This is a genomic window from Mycobacterium sp. NGS41 (genome assembly GCF_059812725.1).
This window is the reverse complement of the sequence record NZ_JCALDF010000006.1, coordinates 124961-140830: the sequence shown is the minus strand read 5'-3', so window position 1 is coordinate 140830 and position 15870 is coordinate 124961. Positions and strand designations below refer to the sequence as shown.

Annotated in this window: 13 protein-coding genes; 5 read left to right on the top strand and 8 right to left on the bottom strand. The window is 65.9% G+C overall.

Annotated elements, in window-relative coordinates; all coding sequences use genetic code 11:
- Positions 1-11 precede the first annotated feature (11 nt).
- Positions 12-623 carry a QsdR family transcriptional regulator gene (locus AC5Y21_RS08400; protein ID WP_499911227.1) on the top strand — a complete coding sequence of 204 codons (612 nt, stop codon included), beginning with the start codon at positions 12-14 and terminating at the stop codon, positions 621-623.
- Here the strand turns inward: AC5Y21_RS08400 and AC5Y21_RS08395 are convergent.
- The gene (locus AC5Y21_RS08395; protein WP_499911225.1) at positions 618-2387 is read right to left on the bottom strand and encodes a DUF3556 domain-containing protein; all 1770 of its coding nucleotides are present in this window, start codon (positions 2385-2387) and stop codon (positions 618-620) included. The genes AC5Y21_RS08400 and AC5Y21_RS08395 overlap by 6 nt on opposite strands.
- On the opposite strand from AC5Y21_RS08395, the gene AC5Y21_RS08390 reads away from it, so the two are divergent.
- Positions 2386-2745 (top strand): hypothetical protein, encoded by a 360-nt coding sequence (locus tag AC5Y21_RS08390; RefSeq protein WP_499911223.1) that lies wholly within the window; start codon positions 2386-2388, stop codon positions 2743-2745. The two genes, AC5Y21_RS08395 and AC5Y21_RS08390, sit on opposite strands and share 2 nt — an antisense overlap.
- Before the next feature lie 91 nt (positions 2746-2836).
- Here the strand turns inward: AC5Y21_RS08390 and AC5Y21_RS08385 are convergent, their stop codons facing one another.
- Positions 2837-4099, bottom strand: a complete 1263-nt coding sequence (locus AC5Y21_RS08385; protein WP_499911363.1) for a PucR family transcriptional regulator — start codon at positions 4097-4099, stop codon at positions 2837-2839.
- Positions 4100-4268: 169 nt separating this feature from the next.
- Between AC5Y21_RS08385 and AC5Y21_RS08380 the strand changes: the two genes are divergently transcribed.
- From AC5Y21_RS08380 to AC5Y21_RS08370, 3 genes are read left to right on the top strand one after another with little or no spacing between them, the layout of a single operon-like run.
- Positions 4269-5009, top strand: a complete 741-nt coding sequence (locus AC5Y21_RS08380) for a lysophospholipid acyltransferase family protein (RefSeq protein ID WP_499911362.1) — start codon at positions 4269-4271, stop codon at positions 5007-5009.
- Positions 5010-5012: 3 nt separating this feature from the next.
- A complete protein-coding gene (gene fadD12 / locus AC5Y21_RS08375; protein ID WP_499911220.1) occupies positions 5013-6644 on the top strand; it encodes an acyl-CoA ligase FadD12 in 1632 nt (543 codons plus the stop codon).
- Positions 6641-7948 (top strand): alpha/beta hydrolase, encoded by a 1308-nt coding sequence (locus AC5Y21_RS08370; RefSeq protein ID WP_499911219.1) that lies wholly within the window; start codon positions 6641-6643, stop codon positions 7946-7948. The genes fadD12 and AC5Y21_RS08370 overlap by 4 nt, the downstream gene beginning before the upstream one ends.
- Positions 7949-7952: 4 nt before the next feature.
- On the opposite strand, the gene AC5Y21_RS08365 is transcribed toward AC5Y21_RS08370, so the two are convergent.
- From AC5Y21_RS08365 to AC5Y21_RS08340, 6 genes are all read right to left on the bottom strand, one after another.
- Entirely contained in the window at positions 7953-9341 is a 1389-nt protein-coding gene (locus AC5Y21_RS08365; RefSeq protein ID WP_499911216.1) for a WS/DGAT/MGAT family O-acyltransferase, read from the bottom strand.
- A 74-nt stretch (positions 9342-9415) separates the two neighbouring features.
- Positions 9416-10393, bottom strand: coding sequence for a DNA-binding protein WhiA (gene whiA, locus AC5Y21_RS08360; protein ID WP_499911361.1), 978 nt, complete (start codon positions 10391-10393; stop codon positions 9416-9418).
- Positions 10390-11442, bottom strand: coding sequence for a uridine diphosphate-N-acetylglucosamine-binding protein YvcK (gene yvcK, locus AC5Y21_RS08355; RefSeq protein WP_499911213.1), 1053 nt, complete (start codon positions 11440-11442; stop codon positions 10390-10392). Before yvcK ends, whiA begins: the two co-directional genes overlap by 4 nt.
- Positions 11439-12323 (bottom strand): RNase adapter RapZ, encoded by an 885-nt coding sequence (gene rapZ, locus AC5Y21_RS08350; RefSeq protein WP_499911211.1) that lies wholly within the window; start codon positions 12321-12323, stop codon positions 11439-11441. Before rapZ ends, yvcK begins: the two co-directional genes overlap by 4 nt.
- Positions 12320-14263, bottom strand: coding sequence for an excinuclease ABC subunit UvrC (gene uvrC / locus AC5Y21_RS08345; RefSeq protein WP_499911210.1), 1944 nt, complete (start codon positions 14261-14263; stop codon positions 12320-12322). Before uvrC ends, rapZ begins: the two co-directional genes overlap by 4 nt.
- A gap of 31 nt (positions 14264-14294) precedes the next feature.
- On the bottom strand, positions 14295-15815 hold the full coding sequence (locus AC5Y21_RS08340) for an HNH endonuclease signature motif containing protein (RefSeq protein ID WP_499911208.1): 1521 nt from the start codon (positions 15813-15815) through the stop codon (positions 14295-14297).
- Positions 15816-15870 lie beyond the last annotated feature (55 nt).

Here is a 15870-nt window from a genome sequence, read left to right as displayed (position 1 = left end):
GGAGGTGCGACATGGCCGAAACGCAGTTGGTCCGCCTGCTGGCGGAGACGGACCGCCGCCCTGATGCGTTGACCGCCTTCCGCATCGCGCGCCGATGGTTCGTCGCCGGCCGGCGGATCGAGATGCAGGAACTGGCCGCCGAACTCGGAGTGAACCGGGCCACCCTGTTTCGCTGGGTCGGCAGTCGCGACGATCTACTCGCCGAGATTGTCTGGTCGCTTGCCGAGCCGACCCTGGCACTGGCGGTCAAGGACGCTCCCGGGACCGGAGGCCAGCGGATCTCGACCATCATGGGCCGCTTCGTGGCATTGCTGGACCAGGCGGACTACTTTCGGGAGTTTCTGCGCCGAGAACCGGAACGGGCGCTGAGAATCCTGACCACGCATGCCAGCACGGTGCAGGCGCGGCTGGTTACGGCCGTCGAAACCCTTTTGCGCGAGGAGATTACGCGCGCACGGATGCACCCGCCGTTGCCGCCGCACGACCTCGCCTATCTGATCGTGCGGATCGTCGAATCATTCCTCTACTCCGACATCATCACCGGCGAAGAACACGACACCAGCAAAGCGGCGCTGGCGATCACGGCACTGCTGGGAAGCGAAACCGCGACGGCCAAGTCATGACGTCCCGGGCGTCGCGCTTTGACGCGTCACATGGACGGGGAACTCGTCGCCCGGCTCGGGCCACGGCTGGCGGGTCAGCATGTCGGCGACGTCGACATAGCCTGCTTCGATCAGCCCGGTCTTGGCGTCGACGATGCGATACCACTGCTTTTGGACCTGAATCGGTTGGCCTTCGAGGATGATGACCCGCACGTCGCCCTCCTCGAAGTTGCAGCGCCGCTGCACCGCCTCCAGCAGTTGCTCGTTGTGTAGATGCCCCTCGCCAAAGTTCCAGCCGACCAGCGGCCCCGCAACGATTTCGCCTTCGCGCACTTTGTAGTCGGCTTCGTTGGCCTCGCCTCCCAAGGCGCGCGGCAATAGTCCGTTGAGCGCCCTGCCATGGGTATGCATGGCGCGGAACGCCGCTACCTTGTCGGCCATGACTTCGGCGGTTGCCGGGTCGTAGAGCCTGGCCAGCTGATTGACAACCAGCGCAGAGCTTTTGACGACGGTGGCATCGAGCTTTTCCTCCGCACCCGGGCGGAAGCACCACAGGCTGGTGGCCCAGTTGCCGGCGTAATACCGCATCCCCGGCAGGAACGAAATCTTTTCGGGGAAGAGGTTTCCCGCGATCGCTATGGCTGCCGCGACGAGCACCAGGGCCAGCAACAGCGGTGACTGAAGGTCGGTGGCGCGGATCGCGCCGTAGTGCCCGAACAGATAGAACAGCGAGAAGATGAAGAACACATTCCATTCCAGCGGAACTCCCATCGGGAGATTGGAAAGGATGTTGAGGTGGAAGATCACCATGAACCCGATGAGGAACCACCGCCAGGGTTGATCGCCGGCGACGAACACCAGAACCGTCGGGATGATGAATTCCGCGGTGGTACCGCCGACATGGGCCATCAGCTTCGGCAACCGGGACGGGCGCAGGTCGTTGACGTGGTCGAGGTAGAGCAGGTGTTTGAGCGGGTTGAACAGGCGGCTGCGCAGCAGCGCATTGTTGCTCGTCATCACCGCCACGACGTAGGGAAAGTGATGGTTGAGTTTGGAGGTCGCCGCGCCCCACCACAGGCACAGCATGATCAGTTTGTAGGCCGCGATCTGGTCGGGGATGAACGGGAAGAAGAACACAAACAGTTTCAGCCAGTAGTGCTCGCCACGGGCAGCCAGGAAGGTCGTCTTGTCGCGCAGACCCAGTAGCGCCAGGGCGACGATGGTGGGGATCACCAGGACGGGGTCGATCAATCCGACGTCGCCGCTGCCGGTGACCGGCCCGCCACGACCTGGTGACAACAGCGCCCACACCGCGCCGGCCAACACGACGGCGTACAGCCCGACGTCGACGATGGTGCGGTTATCGCCGCCGGTGAACGGAACCTTGCCCGGCCATGCGGGAAGGCGAATCGTGCTGGGCCGCAACCAATACAGGAATCCGCCGACCGGCGGCATGAACCGCCCGGTCAGTGGACCGGATCCGCAGCCGAAACCCATGACCTCGAACAGCAGAGTGAAGATGATGAACTTCTGGTACACGATCGGCTGGGTCCACCAGTCGGCGATGTGACTCAGGCCGCCCAGGCCGGGGGTCAGCGCGATGATCGCGGCCGGAACCGCGACGTACAGCCCAATCTTGATCAGGTAGAGCAGATACACCGCGTAGGGCGTGCCGAAGCCGTGTTCGGCCCAGTGCCGGGTGACGACCTGAAGTCGCTCCGCCCGCGGCCGGGTCGGCCAGGTCTCGGGGTCGACGTCCGGCAGTTCTGGTGACATGAATCCCATGGCGGCCTCGTTCCTGGCGATTGTGAAACCGGTTGGTCAGTACTCTATTCGGAATCACCAGCCAGGCGGGTTAGCGCCGCTGCAGACGATCGATCACACTCTCAAGAATCTGCCGGTCGTGTTTGTCAATGTGCGTCAAATGCCGGAACGCACAGGCGTATCCGACATCGCCGCGAGCATCGGCGAAGTCAATTCCCCGCTGGTACATGTCGACCCGGAGGTTGGTCCGCCGGCAGACCTGAGAGAGCAGCCGCAGAATGTCGTCGGCCTGCGGGTCATCTGCCGTCGCAGCATCTGCCGCAACGGCGTCGTCGGCAGCTCGGTTCATGTCTGTCACTCTCAACTGGATGGGGTTTGACCTGGGCAAACGCTAGCCAGTTGAGTCCGCAGGGCACCATATGCGCCCATGCCGAACCTGATGATCACTTTTGTGCGCGCAGCACCAACGCTTACGTCTGCTTAGCCGCGCGCAGCACCCCCGGGGCCATCCACCGACAGACCTCCAACGCCGTCTGCACCCTGAACACAGCATCGGGATCGTCCATGCTCTGCCCGCACAGTTCCATCGCCTGCGCCACACGATACTGAATAGTGTTGCGATGCAAGGTCATCGCGTCGGCTGTGGCGACATAGCTGCGGTTGCGGGCCAGGAACTCCCGCAAGGTCTCGCGCAGCCAATCGTTGCGCTCGTCGTCAACACTGAGATCGCCCAACACATCAGTGACGAAGCGCCTCAGCTCGTCCACGTCACCGGCCATCAAAGCTATCGGCGCGACGTCGCCGTAGAAAAGGACCCGGTCGCGACGGCGCCGTTCCCCGGCCAGAGCCACCGCCTTAGCCCGCTCGGCTTGTTCCAACGACGCCCGGAATCCGCGCAGCCCGTTCTCCACCCGACCGAACGCCAGCCGTGCCTGGATTCCTGCCGACTCGAACGTCGCGCGCAGGCGCGACGGATCGAGGGGCCGCGCCGCCACCGGTGAAAACCACAGCCGGGCTTCATGCTCATCGGTCGGCACCATCAAAGAATTCCCCAAGCCGCCCAGCTCTGCGGCCAACAGGCAGCGCACCTGGTCGAACAGCGCCACCGCATCTCCGAGGGACACGGCCGCATCTACCCATACCATCGCCGCGAGATGGCTGCGGTCGAACCGATAGCGCAGCAGCTTCTCGGCGCGGGCAACGTCGATTGGGGTACCGGCCAGCACCTCGCTGATCCAGCGCTGTTGCAGGCCGCTGCGCCGGCTCAGCCAGCGATCGTGTTCCTCTTCGTAGGCCACGATCAATTGGTCCGCGACCAGGTCGATAAGGCGGGCCGAACGATTTACCAGCTCGGTGAGCGTCGGCACTTGCTGAGCGGGCTCCAGAACCGACACGTAGCGCATCGCCGTCTCCAGGAAACGCGCGTGTCCCAGCCGATGCGCTCGAATCAAGGGCGCCAACGGGATATCGCGCTGCGCGGCCGCCCGAACGTACGCCAGCGCAGCAGCCGGAGCCTCGATCAAGGATGTGGGCGCGTCTCGATCCAGGAAATGAGTGGCCGCCACGACGTTCTCGGTGAGGCTCGCCCGCCACAAGTCGATCATCCGGGCGTCGTAGTTGAGGCCCTTGATCTCGGTCCTCATCATGTCGAACAACTCCGCGATGAAGTCGTCGCGGATCTTGTCCATCCGTCGAACGATCACCGAAAGGGGCCCGCCGTCGGACTCGGCCACTTTGCGTCCCTTCTGCGCGGCCACCCCCTGCACCATTTGACACTGCGCGGGATCACCATCGCTACCATCTAGGGACTCGACGGCAAAGAAGCCTCGGAGGAGGAACGTGAGCACTGACACCGAAGATCACGACCACGGCAAGTGGGACCCCGGTCTGACCAAGCGGCTGATGAGCGTGATGCGGCCGGTGTTGAAGACCTACTTCCGGTCCGAGGTGCATGGCCTGGACAACTTCCCGCCGGGCGGGGCGCTGGTGGTCGCGAACCACTCCGGCGGCCAGTTTCCGATGGATATTCCGATCCTCAGCGTCGACTTCTACGACAAGTTCGGCTACGACCGCCCCGTCTACACACTGAGCCACGACATCCTCTTCATGGGCGTCACCGGAGACTTCTTCAGGCGCACCGGCTACATCCGGGCCAACCGTGAGAACGCGGCCAAGGCGTTGCGGACCGGCGGCGTGGTGGTGGTTTTCCCCGGCGGCGACTACGACGCGTATCGGCCGACGACGTCGGAGAACGTCATCGACTTCAACGGCCGCAAGGGGTACGTCAGCACGGCGATCGAAGCCGGAGTGCCCATCGTGCCGATGGTCTCCATCGGCGGCCAAGAGACCCAGTTCTATCTGACCCGGGGCACCTGGCTGGCGCGGACGCTGCAACTGAAGCGGCTGCTGCGCAGCGAGATCCTGCCGCTGTCGTTCGGCTTTCCGTTCGGATTGACCTCTCCGATTCCACCCAACCTGCCGCTGCCCTCCAAAATCGTCACGGAGGTGCTGGAACCGATTGACATCGCCAAAGAGTTCGGCGCGGACCCCGACGTCGACGAGGTCGACGAGCACGTCCGGTCGGTGATGCAGCAGGGTCTGGACAAGTTGGCCGCCGAGCGCCGTTTCCCGATTCTGGGCTGAGACATGACATCTCGGGCTTCTCGTATCGACCAGGCGGTGGGAATCATCAGTACCCTGCGGCGCGCCGGAATGATCGCGCCGATGCGACCCGACCGCTATGTGAAGATGGCCGCTGCCATGCGCCGCGAAGGCATGGCCATGACGGTAGGTTTCGCCAGTGCGGCGCAGCGCTGCCCGGACCGTCCCGGCCTGGTCGACGAACTGGGCACGCTGACCTGGCGACAGCTCGACGCGCGAATCAACGCGCTGGCCGTGGCGCTGCAAGGATTGCCCTCCGGACAGCCCAAGGTGATCGGGGTCATGTGCCGCAATCACCGTGGTTTCGTCGAGGCGTTGGTGGCCTCCAACCGGATCGGCTCAGACGTCGTGCTCCTCAACACCTCGTTCGCCGGCCCGGCGATGGCCGACGTGGTCAACCGGGAAGACGTGGAGGCCGTCATCTACGACGAGGAGTTCACCGCGACGGTGGACCGCGCGTTCGCCGATAAGCCGGATGCCACCCGCATCCTGGCCTGGACCGACGGTCCGCATGAACTGACGGTCGAGAAGCTCATCGCCGAGCACACCGGGCAACAGCCCGAACGCGCCGGCCGCAAGGGCAAGATCATCCTGCTGACCTCCGGAACCACCGGAACGCCCAAGGGCGCCAAGCAGTCTGGCGGCGGCGCTGGAATCGGAACCCTTAAGGCGATCCTGGACCGCACCCCGTGGCGCGCGGAGGAGACGGTGGTGATCGTGGCGCCGATGTTCCACGCGTGGGGCTTTTCCCAACTGATCTTCGCCGCGTCGATGGCCTGCACGGTGGTGACCCGACGCAAATTCGACCCGGAAGCCACCTTGGACCTCATCGACCGCCACCAGGCGACGGGCCTGGCGGTGGTACCGGTGATGTTCGACCGCATCATGGATCTGCCCGACGAGGTCCGCAGCCGCTACAGCGGCCGCTCGTTGCGCTTCGCCGCGGCGTCCGGGTCACGGATGCGCCCCGACGTCGTCATCTCGTTCATGGACCAGTTCGGCGACGTGATCTACAACAACTACAACGCGACCGAGGCCGGCATGATCGCCACCGCCACGCCGGAGGATTTGCGCGCGGCACCAGACACCGCCGGGCGGCCCGCCGGCGGAACCGAAATCCGGATTCTGGACCCGGAATTCAACGAATTGCCGGTCGGTGAAGTCGGCACGATCTACGTCCACAATGACACCCAGTTCGACGGCTACACATCGGGCGCCACCAAGGATTTCCATGCTGGATTCATGTCCTCGGGCGACGTCGGCTACCTCGACGAGAACGGGCGGCTGTTCGTCGTCGGCCGCGACGACGAAATGATCGTCTCCGGCGGCGAGAACGTCTACCCGATCGAGGTGGAGAAGACGCTATCCGCCCACCCGGATGTGGCCGAGGCGGCGGTGATCGGCGTGGACGACGACCAGTACGGGCAGCGGTTGGCGGCGTTCGTGGTGCTCGAGCCCGGCGGCGCGGCCAACGTCGAGACCCTCAAGCAGCACGTCCGCGACAACCTGGCCAACTACAAGGTGCCCCGCGAACTGGCCATCCTCGACGAGCTTCCCCGCGGCAGCACCGGCAAGATCCTGCGCAACGAACTCAAATCCCAGGTGAGTGGCTCATGAGAGGCGACCGGTTGTTACGGACCTTGAGGCGGCGTGTGTTCACGCCAAGGCCGCTGACTCGCGCCGCAGTTGAATTACTCAACGCGGCCAACGGATTACATCCGCTCAGCCGTAACCCGTACGCGTCGGTGCTGGTGTTCTGGTTTGGCTGGCCGGCGTCGGAGGTGCCGGGTCTGTATGGTGCGGCCTCCGCGCTCGACGCCGTGCGCCGAGGCCGCCGCGGCGATTTCGCCGGCGCGAAAGGCAAAGCGGCGCTTGCCCTCACCGTCGCATCCTGGGGCATCCTGGGGGTGATCCGCTATCGCAATAGCACAACTCCCGGCCCGGTGCTGGAAGCCGGGTTGACCGAACAGCTCGGTCCCGATTACGAAGAGGAACTCAAGGCGCTGCCGACGCAGTCTTCCGGCTCGAAAGGCAGAGGCCGGCGCAATCCTCCGCTGCGCACCACGGTGGCCCGGCGCCGCTTCGTCGACAAGCAGAACATCGTGTCCTACGGCCCGCACGGGCGGGCTAACCTGGCCGACATCTGGCGCCGCCGGGACCTGCCGCGTGACGGCAAGGCACCGGTGCTGCTGCAGGTACCCGGTGGCGCGTGGATGATCGGGTGGCGCCGCCCCCAGGCGTATCCGTTGATGACCGATCTGGTTTCGCGCGGTTGGGTGTGCGTCTCGATGAACTACCGGGTCGCCCCGCTGCACACCTGGCCCGACCACATCGTCGACGTCAAGCGCGCGCTGGCCTGGGTCAAGGAGAACATCGCGGCCTACGGCGGGGATCCGAATTTCGTTGCGATCAGCGGTGGTTCGGCTGGCGGTCACCTGTCCGCGCTGGCGGCCCTAACCCCGAACGACCCCAAATTCCAGCCGGGCTTCGAAGAAGCCGACACGTCGGTGGTGGCAGCCGTCCCGTTCTACGGCCGCTACGAGTGGTATTCCACCGAGGCCCCCGGCCGCGCCCAGTTCGTCGACGTGATGGAAAGGCTAGTAGTCAAGCAGAAACTCAGCACGCACCGGGACATCTATCTCGACGCCTCCCCGCTGCGGTACGTAAACGCCGATGCGCCGCCGTTCTTCGTCCTGCACGGAACCGACGACTCCCTCATCCCGGTCGCCGAAGCACGGGAGTTCGTCGAAGAGCTGCGTTCGGTGTCGAAGTCTCCGGTCGCGTATGCCGAACTGCCCTACGCCCAGCACGCGTTCGACATCTTCGGTTCCCCGCGGGCGCGTCACGCCGCCGAAGCCGTGGCCCGGTTCTTGTCCTGGGTGTACGTGACGAACCCGCCGCCCGCGAACGGCAAGCCCTGACCGCCTAGAGCTGCTCGGCGGCCCGTTCGAGTTCGGCCAGCGCCGGCTCGATGGCGTCGGCCATCTCGTCGATGTCGTTGGCCACTTCGGGCGTGGTGACAAAACCGAAGTCCAAGTAGTCCCGGTAGGAGAAGCAGGTGATGTTCAGCGCCACGTCCATCACCGGAGGCCCGAGCGGTACCAACGAGTCCAACTTGGCGCCGGCCATGTACAGCGGCATGGGCGGGCCCGGGACATTGGAAACAACGAGGTTGATCGGAGCCAGGTTGTGCGACAGCCCGGTGGCCGTGTACGCCCGCGCGGCCAACTGCAGCAGGCCGGGCGGCGTGGTTTCGGTAAGTCCCATGATCTGGTGCGCCGACAGCGCCTTGGCCATTTCCTTTGCGCTTTGCGTGCTTTCGTGGATGGTCTTCAGCCGCTTACCCGCATCCTCCACATCGGTGGCCAGCGAAGCGGTCATCGAGCTGATCTGATTGCCGACGTCGCTCGCCGTTGCGTCGGTGCGGGTCGAGACCGGGATCTGCGCAATGAGCGGTTTGGCCGGCAGCTCGCCGCGCTTCTGCAGGTATTCGCGGGCGGCACCGGCCACCATCGCGAGCACCACGTCGTTGAGCTTCACACCGAATGCATCCTTGACGGTCTTGGCCCGGGCCAGCTCGACGCGGCAGCCGGTGATCCGCCGATGCGGCGAAACCGCAGCGTTGAATCGGGTCTTCGGCGCTTCGAAATAGCCGGGCGGCTTGGTGCTGACGCCCAACGCAGCAATCTGCTGACGCACGGTCTGCTCCAGCAGGCGCGTGATGCGGAACGGCGTCTTGACCGCCACGTTGATGAGCGCTCCTACCGCACGCCGTTCAATGCCCGGGAGCTGAAATCCGACCAGTGATCCCACCGTCTCCTTTTGTGGCGGCCGAGGTTCCGGCGTGACGTCCAAGAGGATCTCGCCCAGTCCCGCGCCGGAGACGCCGTCGACGATGGCGTGATGCATCTTGGTCAGCGTCGCCATCCGGCCGCCGCTCACGCCCTCGATCACCCACAGTTCCCACAGCGGTCGGGAGCGGTCCAGCTTGTACGACATCAGCCTGCCCACCAGCTCTTCGACCTCACGGCGCTCACCGGGTGCCGGAACTCCGATGCGGCGGACGTGGAAATCGATGTCGAGTTCCTGGTCCTCGACGAACCACGGCCGGTCCAGCCCCAGCGGGGCACCGGTGACCCGCCAGCGCAGCTGCGGCAGCTCCGGCAAGCGCTCGATGAGCAGTTCGCGAAGTCGCTGAAAGCTGTACTCGGGCGCGTGCTGGATATCGCAGATCGCGAGCGCACCCACATGCATATGCCAGCCCGCAGTTTCTGCTGACCAAAACGCCGCATCGACACTTGAAAGCCGCTTCATCCCATGACCGTAGCCCTCGCCTGGCGGGCTCGCCCAGCGATCGCGGACAATCTCACAGGGCCGGTCTAGGGTCGTTAGGCGTCCTCGAGCAGGTCGGGCGTCACCGCCGACTCGGTATCGGGGATGCCTTCGACTTTCGCCTTGCGATCGGCCATCGACAACAGGCGGCGAATGCGGCCGGCCACAGCGTCTTTCGTCATCGGAGGGTCGGCGAGACGGCCCAACTCCTCCAGCGACGCCTGCCGGTGCTCGACGCGCAGTTTGCCGGCCGACGCCAAATGATCGGGCACGGTGTCGCCGAGTATCTCCAGCGCGCGCTCCACCCTGGCGGCCGCCGCCACCGCGGCCCGGGCCGAGCGGCGCAGATTGGCGTCGTCGAAATTGGCGAGCCGGTTGGCCGTCGCACGCACCTCGCGGCGCAGCCGGCGCTCCTCCCAGATCACCCGGGTGTCCTGGGCGCCCATCCGGGTCAGCAACGTGCCGATCGCCTCGCCGTCGCGCACCACCACACGGTCGGCGCCACGCACCTCGCGGGCTTTGGCGCTGACCCCCAGCCGGCGTGCCGCCCCCACCAGCGCCAGGGCGGCCTCCGGGCCGGGGCAGCTGACTTCTAGCGCCGACGAGCGCCCCGGCTCGGTCAGCGAACCGTGCGCCAAAAAGGCTCCCCGCCATGCGGCTTCGGCGTCGCCGACACTGCCGCCGACGACCTGGGCCGGCAGACCGCGCACCGGACGCCCGCGCATGTCGAGCAGTCCGGTCTGACGGGCCAGCGCCTCGCCGTCGTTGGCGACCCGCAGCACGTAGCGGGTGCTCTTGCGAATTCCGCTGGCCGACAACACATGCACGACGGCGTTGTAGCCGTACAGGTCGAAGATGTCCTTGCGCAGCCGCCGCGCGATGCCGCCCAGATCCACCTCGGCCTCGACGACCACCCGGCCACCCACGATGTGCAACCCACCGGCGAACCTCAGCAGGGAAGTAACCTCTGCCCGCCGCGCACTGACAGATTTCACTGCCAGGCGGCTCAGCTCTTCCTTGACTTCGGTCGTCATCGCCACGCGTCGTCACCCCTCGGTCCGTTGCGACCCTCGATTGGGATCTCTTCGGTGGCCGTCACCGTAGGTCCCGCCGGGCCATCGTCGCCCACGCGTACCCCATCCAAAGCCGCCGCCAGCTTGCCCGGGTCATGTAAAGGTGTACCAGGTCTGGCCACATCGGCGAAGTGGACCTCGGCTTGCAGCAGTGTTGCGGTGCGGCGCAGTTGATCCCGTTCCCGCTCACTCGGCACCCGTTCGGCGTCGATGATGATGTCGTGAACGGTGAACCCGGGCGCATGCTGGGCCAGCACGTGCAGGTGACGCTCCACCGAGAAGCCGGCCGTCTCCCCCAGTTCGGCGACCAGGTTCAGCACCAGCGCCCGCCGGGCCGTGGTGGCCCGCAGCGCCGCGGCCAGCCCCGGCACCAGCACGTGCGGAATCACGCTGGTGAACCACGACCCGGGCCCCAGAACCACCAGGTCGGCGGCCATGATGGCGTCGACGGCCTGCCGGGTCGCCGGCGGGTCGGAAGGCAGCAACCGGACCCGCCGGACCTTTCCCGGTGTGGTGGCGATCCCCACTTGGCCGCGGAGCACCCGGAACATTCGCGGGTCGGCTTCCAGGCCCGACACGTCGGCTTCGATCTGCAAGGCGATCGGGCACATCGGCAGCACCCTGCCCTTGACGCCGAGGATGCGGCCGAGCTCGTCGAGGGCGGCGACCGGGTCGGCCAGCACCTCGGACAGGCCGGCCAGTAGCAGGTTGCCGATCGGATGCCCGGCCAGGGCGCCGCTGCCGCCGAATCGGTGTTGCAGGATGGTCGCCCACAGTCGTCCGTACGGGCTGTCGGATGCCAACGCCGCCAACGCCATTCGCAAATCCCCAGGGGGCACCACGTCTAGTTCGCTGCGCAGCCGACCCGAGGAGCCGCCGTCGTCGGCAACGGTCACGATCGCGGTGACGTAGGGCGTGAGCCGCCGCGCGGCCGACAACGTCGCATACAAGCCGTGCCCGCCGCCCAGGGCAACGATGCTTTGGTTGGTGGGGCCGACCGGTGAAGTCATTCGCGACCCAGATCCCGATGCAGCACCCGCACCGACAGCTGCGGGTCCGACTGCAGCAATCCCATCAGTGCTTCCGCGATCGCGACGCTGCGGTGCTTTCCACCCGTGCAGCCGATCGCGACCGTCATGTAACGCTTCCCCTCTCGGCGGTAGCCCTCGACGACCAAGGACAGCAACTGATGGTAAGCGCCAAGGAACTCAGCCGCGCCAGGTTGACCCAACACGTACTCGCGCACCGCGGAATGTTGGCCGGTGAGCGGACGCAACTCGTCTACCCAGTGCGGGTTTGGCAGAAACCGCACGTCCATCACCATGTCGGCATCCATCGGCAGCCCGTACTTGAAGCCGAAGGACTCGACGGTGACGCTGGTGGACACTCCGGCATCGCCGCCGAACGCACGCTCGATGCTCTCCCGTAAACCGCGCACCGACAGTGTCGAGGTGTCGATGATCAGGTCTGCGGTGGCGCGAACCTGGGCCAGCATCCTGCGTTCGGCAGCGATTCCCTCGGCCAACGTCTGCTGGCCCTGCAGCGGATGGCTGCGGCGATTCTGTTCGTAGCGGCGCACCAACATGTCGTCGGATGCCTCCATGAACACCACCCGGGGAGTGATGTTCCGGGTGGCCAGCTCGGTGCGCACCGAACCCAGGTCACCGGTGAATCCGCGCGACCGCACATCCATCACCACCGCCAGCTGGGTGATCCGCGACCCGGCCGCCAGCCCGAAATCCACCATCCGGGTGATCAGCTGGGGTGGTAGGTTGTCGGCCACATACCAGCCGAGGTCCTCGAGCACCTTCGCCGCGGTGCCGCGACCGGCTCCGGACAGTCCGGTCACCAGAACGACGTCGATATCGGCTCGGGAGTCCTCCACGGTCATTCCGGGGCTCCGGATTGGTCCGGCCGCAGCGCCTCGAGCACGGCCGTGGCCGTGGCCACGCCGATACCCGGAACGGCAGTGATCTGGTCGACGGTGGCCTCCTTGAGGCGGGCTATGGATCCGAAATGGGTGACCAGCGCTTTGCGACGATGCTCTCCCAATCCGGGCACCGAGTCCAGCACCGATGCCGTCATCCGCTTGGATCGCTTGCTGCGATGGTAGGTGATGGCGAATCGGTGCGCCTCGTCGCGGATCCGCTGTAACAGGTACAGCCCCTCGCTATTGCGCGGCATGATGATCGGGTCCGGTTCCGACGGGACCCACACCTCTTCCAGTCGCTTTGCCAAGCCTATTACCGCGACGTCGGTGATACCCAGTTCGTCGAGCACCGCGCTTGCCGCATTGACCTGTGGCGCACCGCCATCGACGACGAACAGATTCGGCGGGTAGGCAAAGCGGCGTGATTTACCTTCCGGGGAAAGCAGATTCGGGTCGTTCTGGTCTTGCAGATGTCGCCAGAACCGGCGTCGGGTCACCTCGGCGATGGAGGCGACGTCGTCCGAGCGCCCCTGCCCGGCGGCGTCGCGGATGCCGAAGTGACGGTAGTCCGATTTGCGTGGCAGACCGTCCTCGAACACCACCAGCGAGCCCACCACGTCGGTGCCTTGCACGTGGCTGACGTCGACACACTCAATCCGCAGCGGCGCAGCTGCCAACCCCAGGGCTTCCTGAATATTCTGCAGCGCAGCCGATCTGGCGTTGAAGTCGCCGGCCCGCTTCAGCTTGTGTTGCTGCAGAGCGTCTTTCGCGTTGCGTTGGACGGTTTCGGCAAGTGCCCGCTTATCGCCACGGCGGGGAACCCTCAAGGTCACCCTCCCGCCCCGGAGGCCGGACAGCCAACTCGTCAGTTCATCATGGTTGGACGGCAGACACGGCACCAGCACCTCGCGGGGAACCGGGTTGGCGGATTCGTCGGCCGCGCCGTCCAATTCGGCCTGCTCGCCGTAGAACTGGGTCAGGAATTGCTCGACCAGCTGCTCCTCGCCGGATTCGCTTGGGTCTCCTGGCTTTTCGACGATCCAGCCACGCTGGCCACGAACCCGGCCGCCGCGGACGTGGAAGACCTGCACCGCCGCTTGCAGTTCGTCGTCGGCGAACGCGACCACGTCGGCGTCGGTACCGTCGCCGAGCACCACGGCCTGCTTTTCCATGGCCCGTTTCAGCGCGGACAAGTCGTCGCGAAGCCGCGCTGCCCGTTCGAAATCGAGTTGCTCGGCCGCGGCGTTCATCTGCTGTTCGAGGTTTCGGGCAAATCGGTCGGTCTTGCCGGACAGAAAATCGCAGAAGTCCGTGACGATTTGGCGGTGCTGATCCGCATCGACCCGGCCGATGCATGGCGCTGAGCATTTATCGATGTAGCCGAGCAGGCATGGACGGTCGATCTGCTTGTGCCGCTTGAACACTCCGGCCGAACACGTTCGCGCCGGAAATACCCGGGTGAGCAGATCCAGCGTTTCCCGGATCGCCCAGGCGTGCGAGTACGGCCCGAAGTAGCGCACGCCCTTGCGCCGCGGGCCGCGATAGACCATCAACCGGGGAAACTCCTCGTTGAGGGTGACGGCCAGCGCCGGATAGGACTTGTCGTCCCGGTAGCGGACATTGAAGCGCGGATCGAATTCCTTGATCCAGTTGTATTCCAGCTGCAACGCCTCGACTTCGGTGTTGACCACCGTCCACTCGACCTTGGCAGCGGTTGTCACCATCTGCCGAGTCCGCGGATGCAGGCTGGCGATGTCGGCGAAGTAGGACGTCAGCCGGCTGCGCAGGCTCTTGGCCTTGCCGACGTAGATGACTCGCCCGTGCGGGTCCCGGAATCGGTATACGCCAGGCTCGACCGGGATGGACCCGGGCGGAGGACGATATGTCGCGGGATCTGGCACGTACCCAGGCTAGTAGTCGCTAATCGGGTCGCTAGAAAGGCGGGCTTTCGTCGTCTGGGTCCGGTGGTGGGCGCCCGTCGCTGCTGACCGGAGCGGCTTGGCGGGCTTGGTAGTTTTGGTGGCGTTCGGTGGCGATGCGGTAGGCGCGTTCTTTGGCGCGGGTGCGTCGGCGTTTGGGCATCATCGCGGTGCGCGCCGGGCACGGCTCAGGTGGCGCGGTGTCGGCCTCGGGAGCGGGCATGCCGCCCACGGCGTGGCACAGGCTGGGGAACAGCAGCGCGCTACCTGGGGTGGTGACGTGGGTCTGTCCACCCGGAGAGGTGAAAATCAGTGTCCCGTCAGCCAGCTGCTGTTCCTTCCAGCCCCAGAACGTTTTCACCAGGTGATGGGTGCGGCACTTGCAGTTCAGGTTGCCCGCATGCGTGGGCCCACCCTGGGCGTGCGGGATCGAATGATCGATATCGCACTGCGTGGCGGGGACATCGCAGCCCGGCCAGCGACAGGTCAGATCGCGGCAGCGCACAAAATCGGCCAACGCCTTCGACGGGACATAGCCGGGCTCAGGTGGGGCATCACCGGGATGAAGCAACGGCACCAGCGTGGCCGACTTGGCCAACTCGGCCACCAGCTCGGGGCTAATCAGCCCATCGGCACCGACCTGCCAGCCCGGCGCCTCGCTGCGGCCCTCGATCGTGGCCTGCTCGGCGATCAGATGGATCGCGACCGGGGAGGCCGCCGGCCGCTTCCCGGCGGCACAGTCGCGGCGCCCGCAGCGACACCCCAGCCGATCAGCCCCGGCCGCCAACGCCCCCAACGCATCGGCGCGACGCTGCACCGCGGTGCGCGGATCGTGCTCACACACGGTGGCCGCCAACGCCGTCAGCCGCTTATCCAGCGCGTGCGCATCCGGACTGAACAGGCTGCCCTGGATCTGGGCAATACCGTCCTGCTCCCCACCAATCCACACCTCACGATCGGTGTGTGCCTTGGTGCGCCGACGGACCGCATCGGCATCCACCCGCGCCACGATCGCGTCGACCTTGCCCGAGAGCCGGGCGTTGGTCATCGAGGGCCAGCGGGTCACGTTGGCCGCCACCAAACCGTCCACCCGGGCCAAGATCTGGGGCTCGGTGATCAGATCGGTGCGATACACGATGGTCTGAAACGCCCGATAGTCGATATCCCCGGCGGCAAACACCGCAGCCGTCTGAGGCAACCGCTCGCGCATGGCCCGCGCATAGCGGATCCGGCTAGCGGCCATGCCCTGGCTGATCCGCAACCCCGCGCCCACCTCGGCGGCCACCGCCTCCATGGTGTCGATCGCCCAGTCCTCGGTGTCCGAACACTGGGACAGCCGGTAGGCGAACAACTCCCCAATCGCCACCAACTGCGCGGCCGCGGCCTGGTTCTCCGCGCGGGCGAACGCGGTAATGCGCTCCACCCACGACTTGGATTCCGCCGTCACCGTGCGCTGCGCAAACCGCTCAGACAACTCATCGACGCGGGCCACCACCTCCGGATCGGACCCCGAACCCGACACATCTTCGAACATACATTCGATTATGCCAGACAGGCCCGACAGGTCGCGTCACGAAGCGCGATCTCCT

What these genes read in the sequence shown, in the direction of transcription:
- AC5Y21_RS08400 (WP_499911227.1), top strand. Translation starts at nt 12, where the DNA reads ATGGCCGAAACGCAGTTGGTCCGCCTGCTGGCGGAGACGGACCGCCGC.
- AC5Y21_RS08390 (WP_499911223.1), top strand. Translation starts at nt 2,386, where the DNA reads ATGGCGGCCTCGTTCCTGGCGATTGTGAAACCGGTTGGTCAGTACTCT.
- AC5Y21_RS08395 (WP_499911225.1), bottom strand. Translation starts at nt 2,387, where the DNA reads ATGGGATTCATGTCACCAGAACTGCCGGACGTCGACCCCGAGACCTGG.
- AC5Y21_RS08380 (WP_499911362.1), top strand. Translation starts at nt 4,269, where the DNA reads ATGAGCGTGATGCGGCCGGTGTTGAAGACCTACTTCCGGTCCGAGGTG.
- fadD12 (WP_499911220.1), top strand. Translation starts at nt 5,013, where the DNA reads ATGACATCTCGGGCTTCTCGTATCGACCAGGCGGTGGGAATCATCAGT.
- AC5Y21_RS08370 (WP_499911219.1), top strand. Translation starts at nt 6,641, where the DNA reads ATGAGAGGCGACCGGTTGTTACGGACCTTGAGGCGGCGTGTGTTCACG.
- AC5Y21_RS08365 (WP_499911216.1), bottom strand. Translation starts at nt 9,341, where the DNA reads ATGAAGCGGCTTTCAAGTGTCGATGCGGCGTTTTGGTCAGCAGAAACT.
- whiA (WP_499911361.1), bottom strand. Translation starts at nt 10,393, where the DNA reads ATGACGACCGAAGTCAAGGAAGAGCTGAGCCGCCTGGCAGTGAAATCT.
- yvcK (WP_499911213.1), bottom strand. Translation starts at nt 11,442, where the DNA reads ATGACTTCACCGGTCGGCCCCACCAACCAAAGCATCGTTGCCCTGGGC.
- rapZ (WP_499911211.1), bottom strand. Translation starts at nt 12,323, where the DNA reads ATGACCGTGGAGGACTCCCGAGCCGATATCGACGTCGTTCTGGTGACC.
- AC5Y21_RS08340 (WP_499911208.1), bottom strand. Translation starts at nt 15,815, where the DNA reads ATGTTCGAAGATGTGTCGGGTTCGGGGTCCGATCCGGAGGTGGTGGCC.